The organism is Enterobacter asburiae, from assembly GCF_001521715.1.
Taxonomy (GTDB): domain Bacteria; phylum Pseudomonadota; class Gammaproteobacteria; order Enterobacterales; family Enterobacteriaceae; genus Enterobacter; species Enterobacter asburiae.
Map to the genome: position 1 here is coordinate 4,281,843 of NZ_CP011863.1, position 17,515 is coordinate 4,299,357.

Consider the following 17,515-nt stretch of genomic DNA (forward strand, 5'->3'; position numbering starts at 1 on the left):
GGGAGAGGGAACGTTTCATCAAACCGCACTACGCTTGTACATCCTCCTCGGATGCCCAATCTTGCCGTACAGCATCTCCACCGTCAGAAAACCCGCCTCTACACAGTGTTCCAGATAGCGCCGGGTGGTGGTTTTGCTTAACCCCGTTTCGCTCACCACCTCATCCACGGTAAAGCAGTGCGTTGCCTTGTCGTTGAACAGCGTCTGCACCCGCGCCAGCGTATTTTCCTCAATGCCTTTACTGCCGTTGTCCAGGCGGTAGTTTTTCGCCTGGAGCTGATACAGCGAATCCACGTTCTGCTGGTCGACAATCTTCCAGACCCGCTGCTGTTCTGCAAACTGCACGAACCGCTCCAGCGACTGGCTGAGCCGCTTCCAGGAGACGGGTTTGAGGATGTAGTCGAACGCGCCGTTGCGAATCGCCTGGCTGCAGGTGTCCATATCGCTGGCGGCAGTAATAAAAATCACCGAGCAGTTGGCGCGGGCCAGCATGGGGTTATTGATAAGCGAGATACCTTTGCCGTCCGGCAGGTAGTTATCCAGCAGCATCAGCTGCGGCTGTTTGCTTTCAAGCTCTGCCTGGGCCGCAGCCAGCGACGAGGCAATGCCTACCAGCCTCAGACGCGGATGTTTGCCTATCAGCTCCGCGTGCAGTTGCGCCAGTTCGTTCTCGTCTTCAACAATCAGTACGTCGATAAGTTCATGTTGCATAGTCGGTGTCTTCCAGTTGCCGGGCGGTTCCCGTGGCCGGGATAAACAAGGAGAAAATGGCGCCGCGCGGGGTATTATCGGCAACTTCTATCGCGCCGCCAGCCTGTGTGACGTAGCTTTCGATCAGATACAGGCCAATCCCATGATCGCCGCGCGTTTTGGTGGTGATGCCGCGTTCAAAGATCCGGTCACGGATCGCCGGTGTAATGCCAACGCCCTGGTCGGCGACTTCAATAATCAGCTCCTGTTCGCTGAGTTTTATCAGCACTTCTACCGGCGCGTGGGGAAGCGGCGACCGCTGTGTCGCTTCGATGGCGTTATCCAGCAGGTTGCCAATAATTGAAATCAGCTCTTGCTCCCCAAGGGGCAGGAAGGGTTTGTCCAGCCGACAGCCCGGGTCGAAACACAGCTCGACGCCTTTCTCCCGTGCGCGGGCGGCTTTCCCCAGCAGCAGGCCGCACAGGGTCGGGGAACTGAAGCGCGAAGAGATAAAGTCCAGCAGCTCCTGGGCATGCTCCGACTGCGCCTGAATGTAGCCAATCGCTTCCTCGTAGCGGCCCATGTGCAGCAGGCCGGAGAGGGTGGTCATCCTGTTTAACTGCTCGTGGCGCATAATGCGCAGGTTATCGACATAGCGTTTTACCTGGCTGAGCTGGGCGCTCAGCGAGTCGATCTCGTTGCGATCGCGGAAGGTAATCACCCAGCCCTGCAGCGCCCCCTCAAGCATGATGTGCACCCGGCTGGCAATCACCGTGAGATCGTTAAAACGGCAAATCTCGTCATGGGTATCTTTCGCCAGCATCGTCTGCGTGTCGAAGAACGGGACCGGATCGATCACCTGGCTTATCAGCTGTCCGCGCAGCTCGCGGGCCGGCTGGCTCAGACCCAGCAGCTTGCGCGCCGCCTGGTTGATGACTTCAATCCGCCGCCGATCGTCAATGGCAATCACGCCTTCATAAATAGACTCCATCATCGCCTTCTGCTGGCGCACCAGCAGGCCTATCTCGCGCGGCTCAAGGGAGAAGATCTGCTTCTTGATGCTGCGGGTAAAGAACCAGGAGAAGATAAAGAGAGCGATCAGCAGCAGCACGGCGGCAATCAGGATATTGACCACTTTACTGACGGTAATGGTATCAAGGTAGCTGGTGAGATAGCCTACCGAAACGATGCCGACCACCTGTCCGGCAGCGTTGAAGATAGGGGCTTTACTGCGTAGCGAAATGCCCAGCCCGCCTTTGCGAATGGTGGTGGTGCTTTTCCCCTGCAATACGGCTTCATTGTCTCCGCCAACCAGGGTTGTGCCCACTCTGTCGGCAAAGACGGAGTGAAAAAGATGCTGCCCTTTATTATCACCAATCACGGCTTTGTTGAATAAATCAGATTTCGGGTAAGTCTCCCCCGTAGCGGGTTGTGTTTTCAGGCAATACGCACGCTTTCAGGCATACCTGCTTTCGTCATTTTGTTCAGCGCTCGTACCAGGGCCATAGCCTCCGCAACCTGACCATCGTAGTCACGCAGCGTCAGTGAACCCCCGAACAGCTGTTTTACCCGGTACATCGCCGTTTCCGCTATCGAGCGACGGTTGTAATCTGTTGTCCATTTCCACCGCGCATTACTCCCGGTCATTCGCTGATTAGCCACTGCACGGTTACGGTCTGCATATTCACCGGGCCAGTAACCCGCACCTTTTCGGGGAGGGATAAGCGCGCTGATTTTCTTACGCCGCAGTTCATCGTGACATAGCCGGGTATCGTAAGCGCCATCGGCGGCGGCTGACCTGATTTTCCGGTGGGTTTGCCGGATTAACCCGGGGAAGGCCTCTGAGTCCGTAACGTTGTTCAGCGACAGGTCAGCGCAGATGATTTCATGTGTTTTACTGTCAACGGCGAGATGCAGCTTACGCCAGATACGGCGGCGTTCCTGGCCATGCTTTTTGACTTTCCACTCGCCTTCACCGAAGACCTTCAGCCCGGTGGAATCAATTACCAGGTGTGCGATTTCACCCCGGGTGGGCGTTTTGAAACTGACATTAACCGACTTTGCCCGCCTGCTGACACAGCTGTAATCCGGGCAGCGTAGCGGAACGTTCATCAGAGAAAAAATGGAATCAATAAAGCCCTGCGCAGCCCGCAGGGTCAGCCTGAATACGCGTTTAATGACCAGCACAGTAGTGATGGCAAGGTCAGAATAGCGCTGAGGTCTGCCTCGTGAAGAAGGTGTTGCTGACTCATACCAGGCCTGAATAGCTTCATCATCCAGCCAGAAAGTTATGGAGCCACGGTTGATGAGGGCTTTATTGTAGGTGGGCCAGTTGGTGATTTTGAACTTTTGCTTTGCCACGGAACGGTCTGCGTTGTCGGGAAGATACGTGATCTGATCCTTCAACTCAGCAAAAGTTCGATTTATTCAACAAAGCCACCAATCACAATAAAGCTGGCGTCGCTGTGCGCAGAAATCTTCTGCATAAAATCATGGATGGCGGAGATATTCTTTTGTTCAACTTCATTACGCAATGTCGGAATAAGCGCAATCTCTTCAGCCTGTATTTTGGCACGCGTACTCATTTCCTGATAAAGCTGTTTCCCGACGTCGGCATAATAATATCCGCCCAGCAGCGCGAAAAGCACTGAGAAAAAGGCAACCAGCGAAATAAACAGCTTAATCTGGAAAGAGACTTTCATAACTATCACGCGAGGTAGCAGCAAAGATCGCCAATATATCATCTTTTTTCGCGCTGACGCCCGCTTTGCCGAAAACTTGTGATCCCTTGCACAGCGGGCGCTGTAAAAGAGTTATCCTGAAGGCTACCGTGCTTCGGGCTACACGAACAAATGTTATTTGTTTGTTCAATTCGGAAAAGAAACCATAAAAACCACGACAATAAATAAGGTATAAATCACATTAAATAAAAGAAACCATTAAAACCATAGCTGCCATTAAAACTTCGCTTTTAATATGCCATTCCTCACATAAAGTAAGCCTTTGTGACTCTAAGCTGAATGCACAAAATAACCAAGGGGCTTATTATGAGCACAACTGACGATTCTTTCTCTGTTACCCACGACCCGATTGAAATTCAGCGACCTTCGCTCAAAGAGCGCTGGTGGCATATTATGGATACCTGGAAAGTTGGGATTATTCCTCTGCCGCTGTTCGTTCTGGCGGGCGCGCTGATTGCTATTGATTGCCTGGGCGGAAAACTGCCGAGCGATATCGTGGTCATGGTGGCAACGCTGGCCTTCTTCGGCTTTGCCTGCGGCGAGTTTGGCAAACGCCTTCCGATTGTCGGCAAGCTCGGCGCGGCGGCGATTTGCGCCACCTTTATCCCTTCCGCGCTGGTCTATTATGGCCTGCTGCCGGACGTGGTGGTCGAGTCCACCACCAAGTTCTACAAATCCACCAACATTCTCTATCTCTACATCTGCTGCATTATCGTCGGCAGCATCATGAGCATGAACCGCACGGTGCTGATTCAGGGCTTCCTGCGCATCTTCTTCCCGATGCTGTGCGGCGAAATCGTCGGCATGCTGGTGGGGATGGGCGTGGGCCTGGCGCTGGGTCTTGAGCCGTTCCAGATCTTCTTCTTTATCATTCTGCCGATTATGGCGGGCGGCGTCGGGGAAGGGGCGATCCCGCTTTCCATCGGCTATGCCACCCTGCTGCACATGGACCAGGGCGTGGCGCTCGGCCGCGTGCTGCCGATGGTAATGCTCGGCGGTCTGACGGCAATCATCATCTCCGGCTGCCTGAACCAGCTCGGTAAACGCTTCCCGCACCTGACCGGTGAAGGTCAGCTGATGCCTAACCGCGCGAATGCCGATGCTACGGTCTCTCAGCCTGCGTTTTCCGGCAAAGCGGACGTCACCACTATCGCCTCCGGCGCGCTGCTGGCGGTGCTGCTCTACATGCTGGGAATGCTTGGCCACAAGCTGATTGGCCTGCCCGCACCGGTCGGCATGCTGTTTATGGCGGTACTGGTGAAGCTCTGCAACGGCGCCTCTCCGCGCCTGCTGGAAGGCTCTCAGGTGGTGTACAAATTCTTCCAGACCTCCGTGACCTATCCAATCCTCTTCGCCGTCGGCGTGGCTATCACCCCGTGGCATGAACTGGTGGCGGCGTTCACCGTCAGCAACCTGCTGGTGATTGTCAGCACCGTTTCTGCACTGGTCGCCACCGGCTTCTTCGTCGGCAAAAAGATTGGTATGCACCCGATTGATGTCGCCATCGTCTCCTGCTGCCAGAGCGGCCAGGGCGGTACCGGCGACGTGGCGATCCTGACCGCAGGCAACCGCATGAGCCTGATGCCGTTCGCCCAGATTGCTACCCGTATCGGCGGGGCGATTAACGTCTCTGTCTCACTGCTGATTCTGGGCAACTTCCTCGTTTAAGTTTTCAGGAAAGAACAATGAAACTCGCAAGCTTTTTATACCAGGGAAAACGCAGCTACGGCATCGTCCAGGCCGACGGCGTGATTGATTTAGGCCGCCGTCTCGGCGACCGCTACAGCGACCTTAAGGCGCTGCTGCAGGGCAACGGGCTGGCGCAGGCCACCCGCTACCTGAACGACGCCGTGGACGTGCCGATGAGCGCCATCACCTTCTTACCGGTGATCGAGCAGCCGGAAAAGATCCTCTGCGTGGGCATGAACTACGCCGACAAGCGCAAGGAGTTTGACCAGCATAACCCGGCGCCGACGCTGTTTGTCCGCTTCCCCGATTCACAGACCGGCCACAACGAGCCGGTGCTGAAGCCGCGCCACTCCAGCGAATTCGACTACGAAGGCGAGCTGGCGGTGATTATCGGTAAAGGCGGGGAGAACATCAGCCGCGATGACGCCCTGCGCCACGTGGCGGGCTACAGCTGCTACATGGACGGCTCCGCCCGCGACTGGCAGCACACCTGGTTTACCGCCGGTAAAAACTGGCGCAAAACCGGCGCGTTTGGGCCGTGGATGGCGACGGCGGACGAGATCCCGGATCCGCACCAGCTGGCGATCCGCACCTGGCTGAACGGCCGCATGGTGCAGGAAGACAACACCAGCAGCATGATCCACAAGGTTGCGGAGCTGATCGAGTACATCAGCACTTTCACCCGCCTCAGCCCGGGCGACGTGATCATCACCGGATCTCCGGGCGGGGTGGGTAAAAAGCGCAATCCGCCGCTATTTATGAAGGAAGGGGATCGCATTGAGGTGGAGATCGAGCATATCGGTCATCTGAGCAACGTGATCGTGGAAGCGCCAGCCGTCGGGCTTGCGGCAGCACATTAAGTAAGGCGGCAGCATGCACTCGCAACCCATCGATTTTCGCCACACCGTCGTGGCGAAACACCCGGAACGCTTAAGCCAGATCCGCTACCTGCTGGCAGACAGCGGCCTTGGCCTGGACAACGACATCACGCTGTTTGTCGAAGCCTGGTCCGGCTCGCAGCTGGTGGGTTGCGCAGGGCTTGCTGCCAACGTCATTAAATGCGTGGCGGTTAACGAGCAGCTTCGCGGCGAGAACCTCAGCGCGCGGCTGCTTGCAGAGGTGGAAAATGCGGCGCTGGAGTGCGGCCATTTTCATCTCTTCCTCTGCACCCGTCCGTGCAACCGGGAGCGCTTTGCCCGCAGCGGCTTCTGGCCGATTGCCCAGAGCGGGAACAACGCGGTGCTGATGGAGAACACCCCGCAGGGGATCGAACGCTACTGCCGTTCCCTGCGCGCGAAGCGCAAGTGCGGGGAGAACATTGGCGCGATAGTGATGAACGCCAATCCGTTCACCCTCGGCCACCGCCATCTGGTTGAGCAGGCGGCGCAGCGGTGCGACGCCCTGCACCTGTTCGTGGTGCGTGAAGACGCCTCGTTCTTCCCGTTCAGCGCGCGCCTCGAGATGGTGCGCGCGGGCGTGGCGCATCTGCCGAACGTGGTAGTGCATGAAGGCTCGCAGTACATCATCTCCCGCGCCACCTTCCCGGCCTACTTCCTGAAGGAGACCGGCAAAGTGCAGCAGGCGTGGAGCGAGATCGACGTGCTGATCTTCCGGGACTTTATTGCCCCGGCGCTGGGCATTACGCACCGCTTCATCGGCTCGGAGCCGTTTTGCGATATCACCCGCCAGTACAACCAGACGCTGCACGACCTGCTGGCCTCGCATATCGAGGTGGTGGAAATGCCGCGCATCAAGGCCACCGGCAACGCTATTTCAGCGTCCGAAGTGCGCCGCTTACTGAAGACACAGCAGTTTTCCCGGATCCGGGAGATTGTCCCGGACTCCACCTTCGCGCATCTCGAAACGCATTACCGTGCGAGTGCGGAAGTCGCTTAACTACCAGGAATTTATCATGAAAATTGTAAGGGAGGCGCTGGCCGGAACGCAGGAGTCCAGCGACCTGATGGTGAAAATCGCTCCCGCTCACGGCGAGCTGGAGATAGTCATCCACAGTGAAGTGATTAAGCAGTTTGGCGAGCAGATTCGCCAGGTGGTCAACGACACGTTGCGCGCCATGAACGTGCACCAGGGATTAATCATTATTGAAGACAAAGGGGCGCTGGACTGTGTTATCCGCGCCCGCCTGCAAAGCGCGCTGATGCGTGCCGCCGATGAACAGGCCATCAACTGGGGGGCGCTGAAATGAGCAAACTCCGCCGCAGTATGCTGTTCCTGCCGGGCGCCAACGCCGCCATGCTCTCAACCGCCTTTATCTACCGTCCCGACTCCATCATGTTTGATCTTGAGGACGCCGTCGCCCTGCGCGAGAAGGATACCGCGCGCATGCTGGTGTTCCACGCGCTGCAGCACCCGATGTATCAGGATATTGAAACCGTGGTGCGCATTAACCCGCTCAGCACGCCGTTTGGCCTGCTGGATCTGGAGGCCGCCGTGCGGGCCGGCGTGGACGTGATCCGCCTGCCGAAAACCGACACGCCGGACGATATCTACGAGCTGGAAGGCCACCTCGAACGTATCGAAAGCGAGTGCGGCCGCGAGGTCGGCTCCACCCGCGTGATGGCGGCGATTGAATCGGCCATTGGCGTCATCAACGCCGTGGCGATTGCCCGCAGCTCTCCGCGCCTCATCGGGATTGCGCTGGCCGCCTTTGACTACGTGATGGACATGCAGACCGAGCGCGGCGACGGCACCGAGCTGTTCTACGCCCGCTGCGCCGTGCTGCACGCCGCCCGCGCGGCGGGCATCGACGCCTTCGACGTGGTGTGGTCAGACGTTAACGACGAGGCAGGGTTCCTGCGCGAGGTCGATTTGATCCGCAAGATGGGCTTTAACGGCAAATCGCTGATTAACCCGCGCCAGATTGACCTGCTGCACAACGCCTACGCCCCGACGCAGGATGAGGTGGATCACGCCAAAAGGGTGATTGAGGCGGCAGAAGAGGGCGAGCGTAACGGCCTGGGCGTGGTGTCGCTCAACGGCAAAATGGTGGATGCACCGATTATTAACCACGCGCAGGTGGTGCTGGAGCGCGCGGCGGCCTCCGGCGTGCGTCGGTAAGGATAAAATAATGAATCAGACAGAACTTCTTCACGTGAATTTTCCCCATCTGCGGGACTTCAAACCCTTTGATACCGCCCACAGCGCCACGCCGTGGCTGGCGGACAGCGACGCGAAGCACAGCCGCAAGCTCTGCGCCTCTGTTGAAGAGGCGGTTAAGCGTTGCGGCCTGCAGGACGGGATGACCATCTCCTTCCACCACGCGTTTCGCGAAGGCGACCGGGTGATCAACACCGTCGTGGCGCTGCTGGCGCGAATGGGTTTTAAAAACTTAACGCTAGCCTCCAGCTCGCTGATGACCTGCAACGACGCGCTGATCGAGCATATCGAAAGCGGCGTCATCACCCGGATATACACCTCGGGCATGCGCGGCAGGCTGGCGGATGCCATCTCCCACGGGCTGATGGACGAGCCGGTGCAAATCCACTCCCACGGCGGGCGCGTGAAGCTGCTCCAGGACGGCGAGCTGAACATCGACGTGGCGTTTCTCGGCGTGCCGTGCAGCGATGAGTTTGGCAACGCCAACGGCACGCACGGTAAATCGTGCTGCGGATCCCTGGGTTATGCGATGGTGGACGCGCACTTTGCCCGCAAGGTGGTGCTGCTGACGGAAGAACTGGTGCCGTTCCCCAATATGCCCGCCAGCCTGGTGCAGGACCAGGTGGACTACATCGTGCTGGTTGAAAGCGTTGGCGACCCGGCGAAAATCAGCGTTGGCGCGGCGCGCGTCACCAGCAACCCGCGCGAGCTGATGATCGCCCGCTATGCGGCGGACGTCATTGAACACTCCGGCTACTTCAAACCTGGCTTCTCGATGCAGACCGGCTCCGGCGCGGCGGCGACCGCCTGCACGCGCTTTATGGAAGAGAAGATGGAGCGCAGCGGCGTGAAGGCGCGCTTTGCGCTTGGCGGCATCACCGGCAGCCTGGTGGATCTGCACGAGAAGGGGCTCATCGAAAAGCTGCTCGATACCCAGTGCTTTGACGACCAGGCGGCGGCCTCGCTGGCGCGCAACCCGAACCACGTGGAGATCTCCACCAACGTTTACGCCAACCCTGGCAGCAAGGCGGCAAGCTGCGACCAGCTCGACGTGGTGATCCTCAGCGCGCTGGAAATCGACGTTGATTTCAACGTCAACGTTATCACCGGCTCCGACGGCGTGATGCGCGGGGCGTCCGGCGGACACTGCGACGTGGCCGCCGCGGCAAACCTGACCATCGTCGTCGCGCCGCTGCTGCGCAGCCGCATTCCAACGGTAGTGAAGCGCGTCACCACGCGCCTCACGCCGGGCGAAAGCATCGACGTGCTGGTCACCGACCACGGCATTGCGGTCAACCCGGCGCGCCCGGAGATCCGCGAGCGGCTGCTGGAAGCCGGGCTCAAAGTTGTGGATATCAGCGCGCTTTACGAGCGGGCGATTTCCCTGACGGGCGTACCGAAACCGATTGAATTTACCGACAAAATCGTCGGGGTGATCCGCTACCGCGACGGCAGCGTGATCGACACCGTACGACAGGTGAAGGAGGAAGTGTGACTTTAGCGACACCCGTGCGGGCGGGTGTCAGCCTGGATGAACTGCTGGCGGCGAAAGAGCGCCGCGCAGCGCGCCAGGCTGACATGCTTGCGCACTATCAACAACCGGTGATTTCCCTCACGCTGGTCACGCCAGGGGAAATCAAAGACAGCCTGCGCTATCGCAATACCATGGGCGTGGCGCTGCAAATGTGCGACCAGCTGCTGTGGGAAAACCGCTGGCCGGTGCTGGACCGCCAGGTGCTGTGGCTCCCGACCGGGCCAGAAGCCCTGTGGTGCGTGGCCCATCCGGCGGCGGAAATCAAAGCGCACTGTGCGGATCTGGAGCAGACGCACCCGCTCGGCAGGCTGTGGGATCTGGACGTGATCTGCCCTCAGTACGGCCACGTCGGGCGTCAGTCGCTGGGGGCAAACCTCAGACGCTGCCTGATCTGCGACGAGCCCGCTCACGCCTGCTCCCGTTCGCGAAAGCATCCTGTTGAGGCGGTAGTTTCCCGCGTGGAGAAGACGATCGATGACTGGTTTGCTCGCGACTAAATCTCGTCCGGCTGACGTGCCCGCGCTTGCCGAAGCGGCGCTGTGGCAGGAGCTGGAGCTGACGCCCAAGCCGGGGCTGGTGGACAAGCTCAATAACGGTTCCCATCGCGATATGGACCACGCGCTGTTCGTCCGCAGCATTGCGGCGATTACGCCGTGGTTTTCGCGTTTTGCCGAGCTGGGTAGTGCGCATGCGGATAAACCCGCTGACGCACAGCTTCGTATTATCCGCCCGATGGGGATGGCCTGCGAGCAGGCGATGTACGCCGCGACGAACGGAGTGAACACCCACAAGGGCGGGATTTTTGCCCTGGGTTTACTGTGCTTCGCCGCCGGGCGTGTGAAAAATATCTCCGCAAGCAGCCTCTGCTGTGAGGTGAGTAACATCTGCAGCGGGCTGGTATCGCGGGAGCTGGCCGCGCGCAGCGGACAGGCGACGGCGGGCGAGCGGCAGTTTCAGCAGTACGGCTTAACCGGCGCGCGCGGAGAGGCGGAAAGCGGCTTTGCGACGGCGCGTAGGGCGCTGGCGCAGTGGAACGGACAGTCGCTCCACGGCCTGCTGTTGCGCCTGATGGCGGTCAATCAGGACAGCAATCTTGTGTCGCGCGGCGGCATTGAAGGGCTGCGCTACGTTCAGGGCTACGCGCGGGAATTACTGGCTAACGGCTGGGATCGCGAGGCGCTGCTTAAGATGGATAAGGCATTGATTGAACGCAATCTGAGCCCGGGCGGCAGCGCGGATTTGCTGTCGGTGGGGTGGGTGCTGTCTGCAATAAAATAGCCGGGTGGCGGCTTCGCCTTACCCGGCCTACGGTCTGGTTTTGTAGGCCCGGTAAGCGCAGCGCCACCGGGCACAACAATCAATGCGCAATAGGCTGTGCACCGTGCGGCTCGCGCACGTGCTTGTACTTGAACAGTGCGATGAACGCGAAGAACAGCACCAGCGAGTATGCCGCGAAGATCAGCCACACGGGCTGCCAGTTGGTGATGCCGTTGGTGGTGTACATCTCAACCACTTTACCGCTTACCACTCCGCCCAGAATACAGCCGAAGCCGTTGGTCATCATCAGGAACATGCCCTGCGCGCTGGCGCGGATTTCAGGCTTCACCTCTTTTTCCACAAACACCGAACCGGAGATGTTGAAGAAGTCGAAGGCGCAGCCGTAAACGATCATCGACAGCACCAGCAGCACGGTGCCGAACGCGCTCGGGTCACCGTAGGCGAACAGGCCGAAGCGCAGCATCCATGCCGCGATACTGATCAGCATGACGTTTTTGATGCCGTAGCGGCTCAGGAAGAACGGGATGGTCAGAATGAACAGCGTCTCAGAGATCTGAGAGATGGACATCATCACCGACGCATGTTCAACGATAAAGCTGCCGGAGAACAGCGGGTTGTTATCGAAGCTGTGCAGGAAGGTGTTGCCGAACATGTTGGTGATCTGCAGCTCTGCGCCCAGCAGCATGGAGAAGATAAAGAAGATCGCCATGCGTTTGTTTTTAAACAGCGCGAACGCGTCCAGGCCGAGCATGGTGCTCCAGCTCTGGTTTTTCTGCTGGTTAGAAACCGGAATGGTTGGCAGCGTCAGGGTGAAGATCGCCAGCACCACGGAGAGCGCCGCACCGATATAGAGCTGCATATGGCTCAGTTCGAAGCCAGCGAAGCTCACGCCCCACATTGCCATGATAAAGCCGATGGTGCCCCAGATACGGATTGGCGGGAAATCGGTCACGATATCCATATCCGCGGACTTCAGGCGGTAGTAGGAGATGGTGTTGATCAGGCCAAGCGTTGGCATATAGGCCAGCGAGTTAAGCAGGATCACCATGAACATCGCCCCCGGCGTGGTCACCTGGGCTGCCATAAACAGCGTCCCCGCGCCCACCAGATGGCAAAGCATGTACAGCCATTTCGCACTCAACCATTTATCCGCCACGATACCCAGCAGCGTTGGCATGAAGACAGCCGCAATACCGAGCGAGCTGTAAACGGCACCGATTGACGCACCGTCGAACTTGAGCGTTACAAACATATAGGAGCCGAGTGTAGTCAGCCAGCTACCCCACAGGCAGAACTGCAGAAACGACAAAATTTTAAGCTGCAGCTTAAGGTTCATGTTACTTTCCTCACAAGTGAGCGGGAGATATGTTGTTTTGGGAACATTCAGGGTTGTTATTTGATGCAATTCTATCAGTTGGCAACAATATGTTTTGTTACCTCCCGCAAAAAAATGCAATCCACATTAATTTGCAGTTTGGATTGTGATGCAAATAACATTTTCGTATGGGTGTTCACGTTCCCTCTCCCTTTTGGGGAGAGGGTTAGGGTGAGGGGGCGATTTTTAGCGACGACGATAGTTCTTCTGCGCCGTATTCACCTTATACAGATAGCGACGGGATTCCGCAGACGGGTGGCGGGTGGTGAGGGTTGAGTAGACATCCCCCGGCGCCATGCTGTTGATGATGTTTGCGGCCTGCACTTTGTCATTCGAAAAGACGCGCAGCACGCTGCCCGCACCGCCGTTATAGGCGGTGATCACCGCATAGCGGCGCGACGTTGGGTTATCAATTCCGCCCAGGTAGACATTGTTCAGCATCGCCAGGTAGGCCGTGCCGGTATCAATGTTGCTCTGCGGATCGAACAGATAGCTGCGGCTCGGCGTGCCGGATTTCCCCTGCGCGCGGAAGACGTCTTTACCGGCGCTGTGCTGCACTACCTGCATCAGCCCCAGGGCGTCGGAACGGCTTACCGCGTACGGGTTGAACGATGATTCGGTCTGCATAATCGCCAGGATCAGCGACTCATCCACGCCGTACTTGCGCGAGGCCTGACGCACCATCCCAATGTACTTATGCGCACGCTTGTCGAGGTGGTTCGGGACGAGGTTGATGGTGACGCTGTAGATAATCTTCAGACCGTTAGAGCGGCTTTTCAGGCGCGTCTGCAGTAGGTAGTCGGCAAATTTCGTGGCGCGACCTTCCCAGCGGATCGGCTGGCCGGTCTGATCGACAACCTGGCCGTACAGGAACGGCTCTTTCGAGATCGTGATATCGTCGGCATCGGAGTAGAGATCGATAGATCCCGGATCGTCACCCATCAGCAGGGTTTTGATAATCGCCTGACGGAGTCGTGCCGCAGGGTCGGTTCCTGCGATGGTCTCAACCGTGATCGTACCCTCATCAAAGTTGATGTGGCTTCGGGTCTGATAGGCGTCGGTGTACTTAACGTAGTCCTTAGGTCCGGCAATAAGAACTTCGTTAAATCCCCATATATTCTCGATGTTGTGGGCAAACTGCCCCATCAAAATGTCAAAACCGTTGGTGTCCTTGATCCAGGCTTCGTTGTAATCTTCGCCTTTTTTTGACGAACACGAGACAAGCAACGGCGCAACAAGGGCTAGCGCTAAAAGTTTTTTCATCATTCCGGGAGTGCGTGTTGTGTTTGCTTTAACGGCGGGGTTTCCCCCGCACGCTGTTATTTTTCCGGTGGCGTATAGCCTTCGATGTGCACGTCTTTACCTTCGAACAGGAAGCTCACCATCTCCTGCTCCAGCAGCTTGCGGTGCTCCGGGTTCATCATGCTGAGTTTTTTCTCGTTGATCAGCATGGTCTGCTTTTTCTGCCACTGTCCCCAGGCTTCTTTGGAGATTTCATTGTAGATGCGTTTACCCAGGTCGCCCGGATAAAGCTGGAAATCCTGGCCTTCAGCGTCACGCTGCAGGAAAGTACAAAAAATCGTTCTGGCCATACTCATTCCTCTTTTTCTTGTCGATGCTAAACCATTGCACCGGCACGTAATTGCTGTAACAGGCGCTCCACGGGAGCCGCCAGTCCGACTGATGGCGGTTGCGCTAAGTTATACCAGAGAGCGGTGCCTTCATCCATGCACGAGACAAATGACGACACGGGAAGCCACATGGGGACAATATCCAGGTGGAAATGGCTGAACGTATGGCGAAACGCGGTCAGCTGCGTCAGGTTATCGGCAGCAATCCCGCGCTGTTTAAGCCATTCACGCAGCAAGTCTTCATTTTCAAACTGTGGGAAGCAGTATAGACCACCCCACAGGCCGCTCGGTGGACGCTGGGCGAGGAATACCTCGTCGCCGTGCTGCATCAGCAGCATATAGCCGGTGCGCTCCGGCAGCGTCTGTTTGGGTTTCTTACCCGGATATTGCGCCCACGAATGGTTGGCATACGCCACGCAGAGATTATTCACCGGGCAGAGTTCGCATTTTGGTTTTGAGCGCGTGCAGACCATCGCGCCGAGATCCATCATCGCCTGGTTGAAACGCTCGACGCCGTTGGACGGGGTGACCGCTTCACTTATTTCCCAAAGACGTTTTTCAACGTCCTTCTTCCCCGGCCAGCCGTCGACGGCGTAGCAGCGTGCCAGCACGCGCTTCACGTTGCCGTCGAGGATCGGGAAATGCTTGCCTAAAGACAGGGAGAGAATGGCGCCTGCGGTTGAACGTCCTACGCCGGGAAGATCGGCCACCTCATCGAAGGTTTCCGGGAATTTCCCGTTGTGGCGCGTCGCGACCTGCTGTGCGGCCTTGTGAAGGTTACGCGCGCGGGCGTAATAGCCAAGACCGGTCCACAGATGAAGGACCTCGTCCAGCGGGGCGTTGGCCAGATCGGTCACCGTCGGGAAGCGCGCCATAAAACGCTCGAAGTAAGGAATGACCGTGGCGACCTGCGTTTGTTGCAACATCACCTCGGAGAGCCATACTTTGTAAGGCGTTTTTTCAATTTGCCAGGGCAGGGTTTTACGCCCGTATTTGTCGTACCAGTCCAGCACCTGGGCTGAAAATTGAGAGGCTTGCATGGTCATCGATTCGCATAATCAGGGACGCAGATTGCAGCACAGCGTCAATCTGCTGTAAACCGGATCTTTCCCATGCTTGCATAGAAGCCTTAACTTTGGATAATGCCCGTTTCCCGAACATTCTCACAAGCAGACAACTCTTTTATGAAAAACGACGTCATTTCACCGGAATTTGATGAAAACGGTCGCCCGCTGCGCCGTATTCGCAGCTTTGTCCGCCGTCAGGGTCGCCTGACAAAAGGGCAGCAACATGCGCTGGACAACTACTGGCCGGTGATGGGCGTTGAGTTCAGCGAGCAGCCTCTGGACTTTACCGAGCTGTTTGGCCGCGAAGCACCCGTCACGCTGGAGATCGGTTTTGGTATGGGCACCTCGCTGGTGACCATGGCGAAAGCGCGACCGGAGCAGAACTTCCTCGGTATCGAAGTTCACTCTCCGGGCGTGGGGGCATGCCTGGCAACGGCCCATGAAGAGGGTGTTGAGAACCTGCGCGTGATGTGTCACGACGCGGTGGAAGTGCTGCATAAAATGATTCCTGACAATTCTTTAACCATGGTTCAGCTCTTTTTCCCTGACCCGTGGCACAAAGCACGTCATAATAAACGCCGTATCGTTCAGGCACCGTTTGCCGAGCTGGTGAAAAGTAAGCTGAAGCTGGGCGGTGTCTTCCATATGGCGACCGATTGGGAACCGTATGCGGAACATATGCTGGAAGTGATGTCGTCGCTGGACGGGTATAAAAACCTGTCTGAGAGTAACGACTATGTACCGCGTCCGGAATCGCGTCCGGTAACGAAATTTGAACAGCGTGGCCATCGTCTTGGTCACGGTGTATGGGACTTAATGTTCGAGAGGGTGAAATAATGGCAAAGAATCGTAGCCGTCGTCTGCGTAAAAAGATGCACATCGAAGAATTCCAGGAAGTGGGCTTCTCCGTTGCGTGGCGTTTCCCGGAAGGAACCAGTGTAGAACAGATCGATCGGGACGTGGATGCGTTCATCAATGACGTGATTGAGCCAAACAAGCTGGCCTTCGACGGTAGCGGTTACCTGGCCTGGGAAGGTCTGATCTGCACCCAGGAAGTGGGTAAATGCACCGAAGAACATCAGGCGCTGGTACGTAAATGGCTTGAAGACCACAAGCTCGAAGATGTCCGCGTCAGCGAACTTTTCGACGTTTGGTGGGACTAATAAAGCAGTAAGGGGCCAGCATTAGCTGGCCCATTTTGTCTGAGGGAGTGTTTAAGATGCGCAAAACGTTACTGGCTGTTGCTTTGATGGCAACCGGATTCACCGCCCATGCGGATTATCAATGTAGCGTCACCCCGCGTGATGACGTGGTGTTAAGCCCGCAAACCGTGCAGGTCAAAGGCGAGAACGGCAATCTGGTGATTACGCCGGATGGTAACGTGACGTTTAACGGCAAGCCGCAAAACCTGACTGCCGCGCAGCGCGAGCAGGCGAAGGATTACCAGGCTGAGCTGCGTACCGCACTGCCGTGGATTAACGACGGCGCGCTGACCCGCGTTGAGAAAAGCCGCGTCGCGCTGGATAAGATCATTACTAAAGAAGTGGGTGAGAGCAGCAACATGCGCACCCGCCTGACGAAGCTCGATAAGCAGCTTAAAGAGCAGATGAACCGCATTATCGAGACGCGCACCGACGGCCTGACGTTCCACTACAAGGCGATCGATCAGGTCCGCGCTGACGGGCAGCAGCTGGTGAATGAGGCGATGGGCGGCATCCTGCAGGACAGCATCAACGAGATGGGGGCGAAAGCCGTGCTGAAAGGCGGCGGTAACCCGCTGCAGGGCGTGCTGGGCAGTCTGGGCGGCTTGCAGACCTCCATTCAGAACGAGTGGAAGAACCAGGAAGATGATTTCCAGCAGTTCGGCAAGGACGTGTGTAAACGCGTGGTGTCGCTGGAAGATAGCCGGAAGGCGCTGGTGGGGACGCTTAAGTAAGATCTCTGCGCGCTGGGCCCCTCACCCCGGCCCTCTCCCCATGGGAGAGGGTGTAATCGTTCCCTCTCCCTGTGGGAGAGGGTTAGGGTGAGGGCATCAGGCATTGCAGTCGCTGCAGAATAGCCATCAATACCACCTCCTCATTAGCCCTGAATTCATTATTCCAGAACCTTACGACTTCCCATCCGTTCGTATTCAAAAACGCGGTACGACGTGAATCATAGTCCTCTTCACCCTGATGTTGTCCCCCATCCAGCTCAACGATCAGTTTCGCCTTAAAGCAGGCAAAATCGACGATATAGGCCCCAATCGGCATCTGACGGCGAAACTTATACCCAAAGAAACGACGACCTCTGAGCAAATACCAGAGGCGTAATTCTTCGGGCGTCATTTCTTTGCGGAGTTGTTTTGATTTTTCCATCCCCACACTCTGCCAGCCTTTTCCTCAGCCGGCAGA

18 protein-coding genes and 2 pseudogenes are annotated in these 17,515 nt (G+C 57.4%); 11 read left to right on the plus strand and 9 right to left on the minus strand.

What is annotated here, in order from left to right:
• Window positions 1-18: 18 nt before the first annotated feature.
• From ACJ69_RS20775 to ACJ69_RS20790, 4 genes and pseudogenes are all read right to left on the minus strand, one after another.
• Complete coding sequence (locus ACJ69_RS20775; protein ID WP_023309148.1) at window positions 19-711, minus strand: response regulator; 693 nt, start codon at window positions 709-711, stop codon at window positions 19-21.
• Window positions 701-2,071 (minus strand): annotated as a pseudogene (locus ACJ69_RS20780) (ATP-binding protein); the annotation flags it as partial. The pseudogene ACJ69_RS20780 and the gene ACJ69_RS20775, both read right to left, overlap by 11 nt.
• A 56-nt stretch (window positions 2,072-2,127) precedes the next feature.
• The gene (locus ACJ69_RS20785) at window positions 2,128-3,051 is read right to left on the minus strand and encodes an IS5-like element IS903B family transposase (RefSeq protein WP_001118619.1); all 924 of its coding nucleotides are present in this window, start codon (window positions 3,049-3,051) and stop codon (window positions 2,128-2,130) included.
• Window positions 3,052-3,128: 77 nt separating this feature from the next.
• Window positions 3,129-3,392, minus strand: a pseudogene (locus ACJ69_RS20790) (histidine kinase); the annotation flags it as partial.
• Between the two features lie 345 nt (window positions 3,393-3,737).
• Here ACJ69_RS20790 and ACJ69_RS20795 point away from each other — a divergent pair.
• Genes ACJ69_RS20795 through citG form a run of 8 tightly spaced genes read left to right on the plus strand, consistent with a single transcriptional unit; the run spans window position 3,738 to window position 11,049 of the window.
• Window positions 3,738-5,099, plus strand: coding sequence for a 2-hydroxycarboxylate transporter family protein (locus ACJ69_RS20795; protein ID WP_029740738.1), 1,362 nt, complete (start codon window positions 3,738-3,740; stop codon window positions 5,097-5,099).
• A gap of 17 nt (window positions 5,100-5,116) precedes the next feature.
• Window positions 5,117-5,980: a fumarylacetoacetate hydrolase family protein gene (locus tag ACJ69_RS20800; RefSeq protein ID WP_021242089.1), complete on the plus strand. Its 864-nt coding sequence runs from the start codon at window positions 5,117-5,119 to the stop codon at window positions 5,978-5,980.
• A gap of 13 nt (window positions 5,981-5,993) precedes the next feature.
• Window positions 5,994-7,016, plus strand: coding sequence for a [citrate (pro-3S)-lyase] ligase (citC, locus tag ACJ69_RS20805; protein WP_059347684.1), 1,023 nt, complete (start codon window positions 5,994-5,996; stop codon window positions 7,014-7,016).
• Between the two features lie 16 nt (window positions 7,017-7,032).
• Entirely contained in the window at window positions 7,033-7,326 is a 294-nt protein-coding gene (citD, locus tag ACJ69_RS20810; RefSeq protein WP_008499773.1) for a citrate lyase acyl carrier protein, read from the plus strand.
• The gene (citE, locus tag ACJ69_RS20815) at window positions 7,323-8,198 is read left to right on the plus strand and encodes a citrate (pro-3S)-lyase subunit beta (RefSeq protein WP_054830375.1); all 876 of its coding nucleotides are present in this window, start codon (window positions 7,323-7,325) and stop codon (window positions 8,196-8,198) included. The genes citD and citE overlap by 4 nt, the downstream gene beginning before the upstream one ends.
• Before the next feature lie 10 nt (window positions 8,199-8,208).
• Window positions 8,209-9,732 carry a citrate lyase subunit alpha gene (gene citF / locus ACJ69_RS20820; protein WP_059347686.1) on the plus strand — a complete coding sequence of 508 codons (1,524 nt, stop codon included), beginning with the start codon at window positions 8,209-8,211 and terminating at the stop codon, window positions 9,730-9,732.
• Window positions 9,729-10,268, plus strand: a complete 540-nt coding sequence (citX, locus tag ACJ69_RS20825; RefSeq protein ID WP_059347688.1) for a citrate lyase holo-[acyl-carrier protein] synthase — start codon at window positions 9,729-9,731, stop codon at window positions 10,266-10,268. Before citF ends, citX begins: the two co-directional genes overlap by 4 nt.
• Window positions 10,246-11,049, plus strand: coding sequence for a triphosphoribosyl-dephospho-CoA synthase CitG (gene citG, locus ACJ69_RS20830; protein ID WP_059347689.1), 804 nt, complete (start codon window positions 10,246-10,248; stop codon window positions 11,047-11,049). Before citX ends, citG begins: the two co-directional genes overlap by 23 nt.
• 79 nt (window positions 11,050-11,128) lie before the next feature.
• Here citG and ACJ69_RS20835 read toward each other — a convergent pair whose 3' ends face one another.
• From ACJ69_RS20835 to mutY, 4 genes are all read right to left on the minus strand, one after another.
• Window positions 11,129-12,385: a nucleoside permease gene (locus tag ACJ69_RS20835; RefSeq protein WP_059347691.1), complete on the minus strand. Its 1,257-nt coding sequence runs from the start codon at window positions 12,383-12,385 to the stop codon at window positions 11,129-11,131.
• Between the two features lie 225 nt (window positions 12,386-12,610).
• Window positions 12,611-13,687, minus strand: a complete 1,077-nt coding sequence (gene mltC, locus ACJ69_RS20840; protein ID WP_047646327.1) for a membrane-bound lytic murein transglycosylase MltC — start codon at window positions 13,685-13,687, stop codon at window positions 12,611-12,613.
• Window positions 13,688-13,743: 56 nt separating this feature from the next.
• Window positions 13,744-14,016, minus strand: coding sequence for an oxidative damage protection protein (locus ACJ69_RS20845; protein WP_023309138.1), 273 nt, complete (start codon window positions 14,014-14,016; stop codon window positions 13,744-13,746).
• 26 nt (window positions 14,017-14,042) lie between these two features.
• Window positions 14,043-15,095, minus strand: coding sequence for an A/G-specific adenine glycosylase (gene mutY, locus ACJ69_RS20850; RefSeq protein WP_181599860.1), 1,053 nt, complete (start codon window positions 15,093-15,095; stop codon window positions 14,043-14,045).
• A 144-nt stretch (window positions 15,096-15,239) separates the two neighbouring features.
• Here mutY and trmB point away from each other — a divergent pair, with 144 nt between their 5' ends.
• The 3 genes from trmB to ACJ69_RS20865 are packed head-to-tail and all read left to right on the plus strand — an operon-like array spanning window position 15,240 to window position 17,058.
• Window positions 15,240-15,959, plus strand: a complete 720-nt coding sequence (trmB, locus tag ACJ69_RS20855) for a tRNA (guanosine(46)-N7)-methyltransferase TrmB (protein ID WP_047646325.1) — start codon at window positions 15,240-15,242, stop codon at window positions 15,957-15,959.
• Entirely contained in the window at window positions 15,959-16,285 is a 327-nt protein-coding gene (locus ACJ69_RS20860) for a YggL family protein (RefSeq protein ID WP_023333354.1), read from the plus strand. The genes trmB and ACJ69_RS20860 overlap by 1 nt, the downstream gene beginning before the upstream one ends.
• 56 nt (window positions 16,286-16,341) lie before the next feature.
• Complete coding sequence (locus tag ACJ69_RS20865) at window positions 16,342-17,058, plus strand: YggN family protein (RefSeq protein ID WP_054830374.1); 717 nt, start codon at window positions 16,342-16,344, stop codon at window positions 17,056-17,058.
• Window positions 17,059-17,140: 82 nt separating this feature from the next.
• On the opposite strand, the gene ACJ69_RS20870 is transcribed toward ACJ69_RS20865, so the two are convergent.
• Window positions 17,141-17,479, minus strand: coding sequence for an endonuclease domain-containing protein (locus tag ACJ69_RS20870; RefSeq protein WP_059347694.1), 339 nt, complete (start codon window positions 17,477-17,479; stop codon window positions 17,141-17,143).
• Window positions 17,480-17,515: the final 36 nt, after the last annotated feature.

Excerpts from the sequence above, each read along its gene's own strand:
- mutY (WP_181599860.1), bottom strand. The coding sequence starts at position 15,095 with ATGCAAGCCTCTCAATTTTCAGCCCAGGTGCTGGACTGGTACGACAAA.
- citG (WP_059347689.1), top strand. The coding sequence starts at position 10,246 with ATGACTGGTTTGCTCGCGACTAAATCTCGTCCGGCTGACGTGCCCGCG.
- ACJ69_RS20775 (WP_023309148.1), bottom strand. The coding sequence starts at position 711 with ATGCAACATGAACTTATCGACGTACTGATTGTTGAAGACGAGAACGAA.
- citE (WP_054830375.1), top strand. The coding sequence starts at position 7,323 with ATGAGCAAACTCCGCCGCAGTATGCTGTTCCTGCCGGGCGCCAACGCC.
- ACJ69_RS20865 (WP_054830374.1), top strand. The coding sequence starts at position 16,342 with ATGCGCAAAACGTTACTGGCTGTTGCTTTGATGGCAACCGGATTCACC.
- ACJ69_RS20800 (WP_021242089.1), top strand. The coding sequence starts at position 5,117 with ATGAAACTCGCAAGCTTTTTATACCAGGGAAAACGCAGCTACGGCATC.
- ACJ69_RS20795 (WP_029740738.1), top strand. The coding sequence starts at position 3,738 with ATGAGCACAACTGACGATTCTTTCTCTGTTACCCACGACCCGATTGAA.
- mltC (WP_047646327.1), bottom strand. The coding sequence starts at position 13,687 with ATGAAAAAACTTTTAGCGCTAGCCCTTGTTGCGCCGTTGCTTGTCTCG.
- trmB (WP_047646325.1), top strand. The coding sequence starts at position 15,240 with ATGAAAAACGACGTCATTTCACCGGAATTTGATGAAAACGGTCGCCCG.
- citD (WP_008499773.1), top strand. The coding sequence starts at position 7,033 with ATGAAAATTGTAAGGGAGGCGCTGGCCGGAACGCAGGAGTCCAGCGAC.
- ACJ69_RS20835 (WP_059347691.1), bottom strand. The coding sequence starts at position 12,385 with ATGAACCTTAAGCTGCAGCTTAAAATTTTGTCGTTTCTGCAGTTCTGC.
- citC (WP_059347684.1), top strand. The coding sequence starts at position 5,994 with ATGCACTCGCAACCCATCGATTTTCGCCACACCGTCGTGGCGAAACAC.
- citF (WP_059347686.1), top strand. The coding sequence starts at position 8,209 with ATGAATCAGACAGAACTTCTTCACGTGAATTTTCCCCATCTGCGGGAC.
- ACJ69_RS20860 (WP_023333354.1), top strand. The coding sequence starts at position 15,959 with ATGGCAAAGAATCGTAGCCGTCGTCTGCGTAAAAAGATGCACATCGAA.
- ACJ69_RS20870 (WP_059347694.1), bottom strand. The coding sequence starts at position 17,479 with ATGGAAAAATCAAAACAACTCCGCAAAGAAATGACGCCCGAAGAATTA.
- ACJ69_RS20845 (WP_023309138.1), bottom strand. The coding sequence starts at position 14,016 with ATGGCCAGAACGATTTTTTGTACTTTCCTGCAGCGTGACGCTGAAGGC.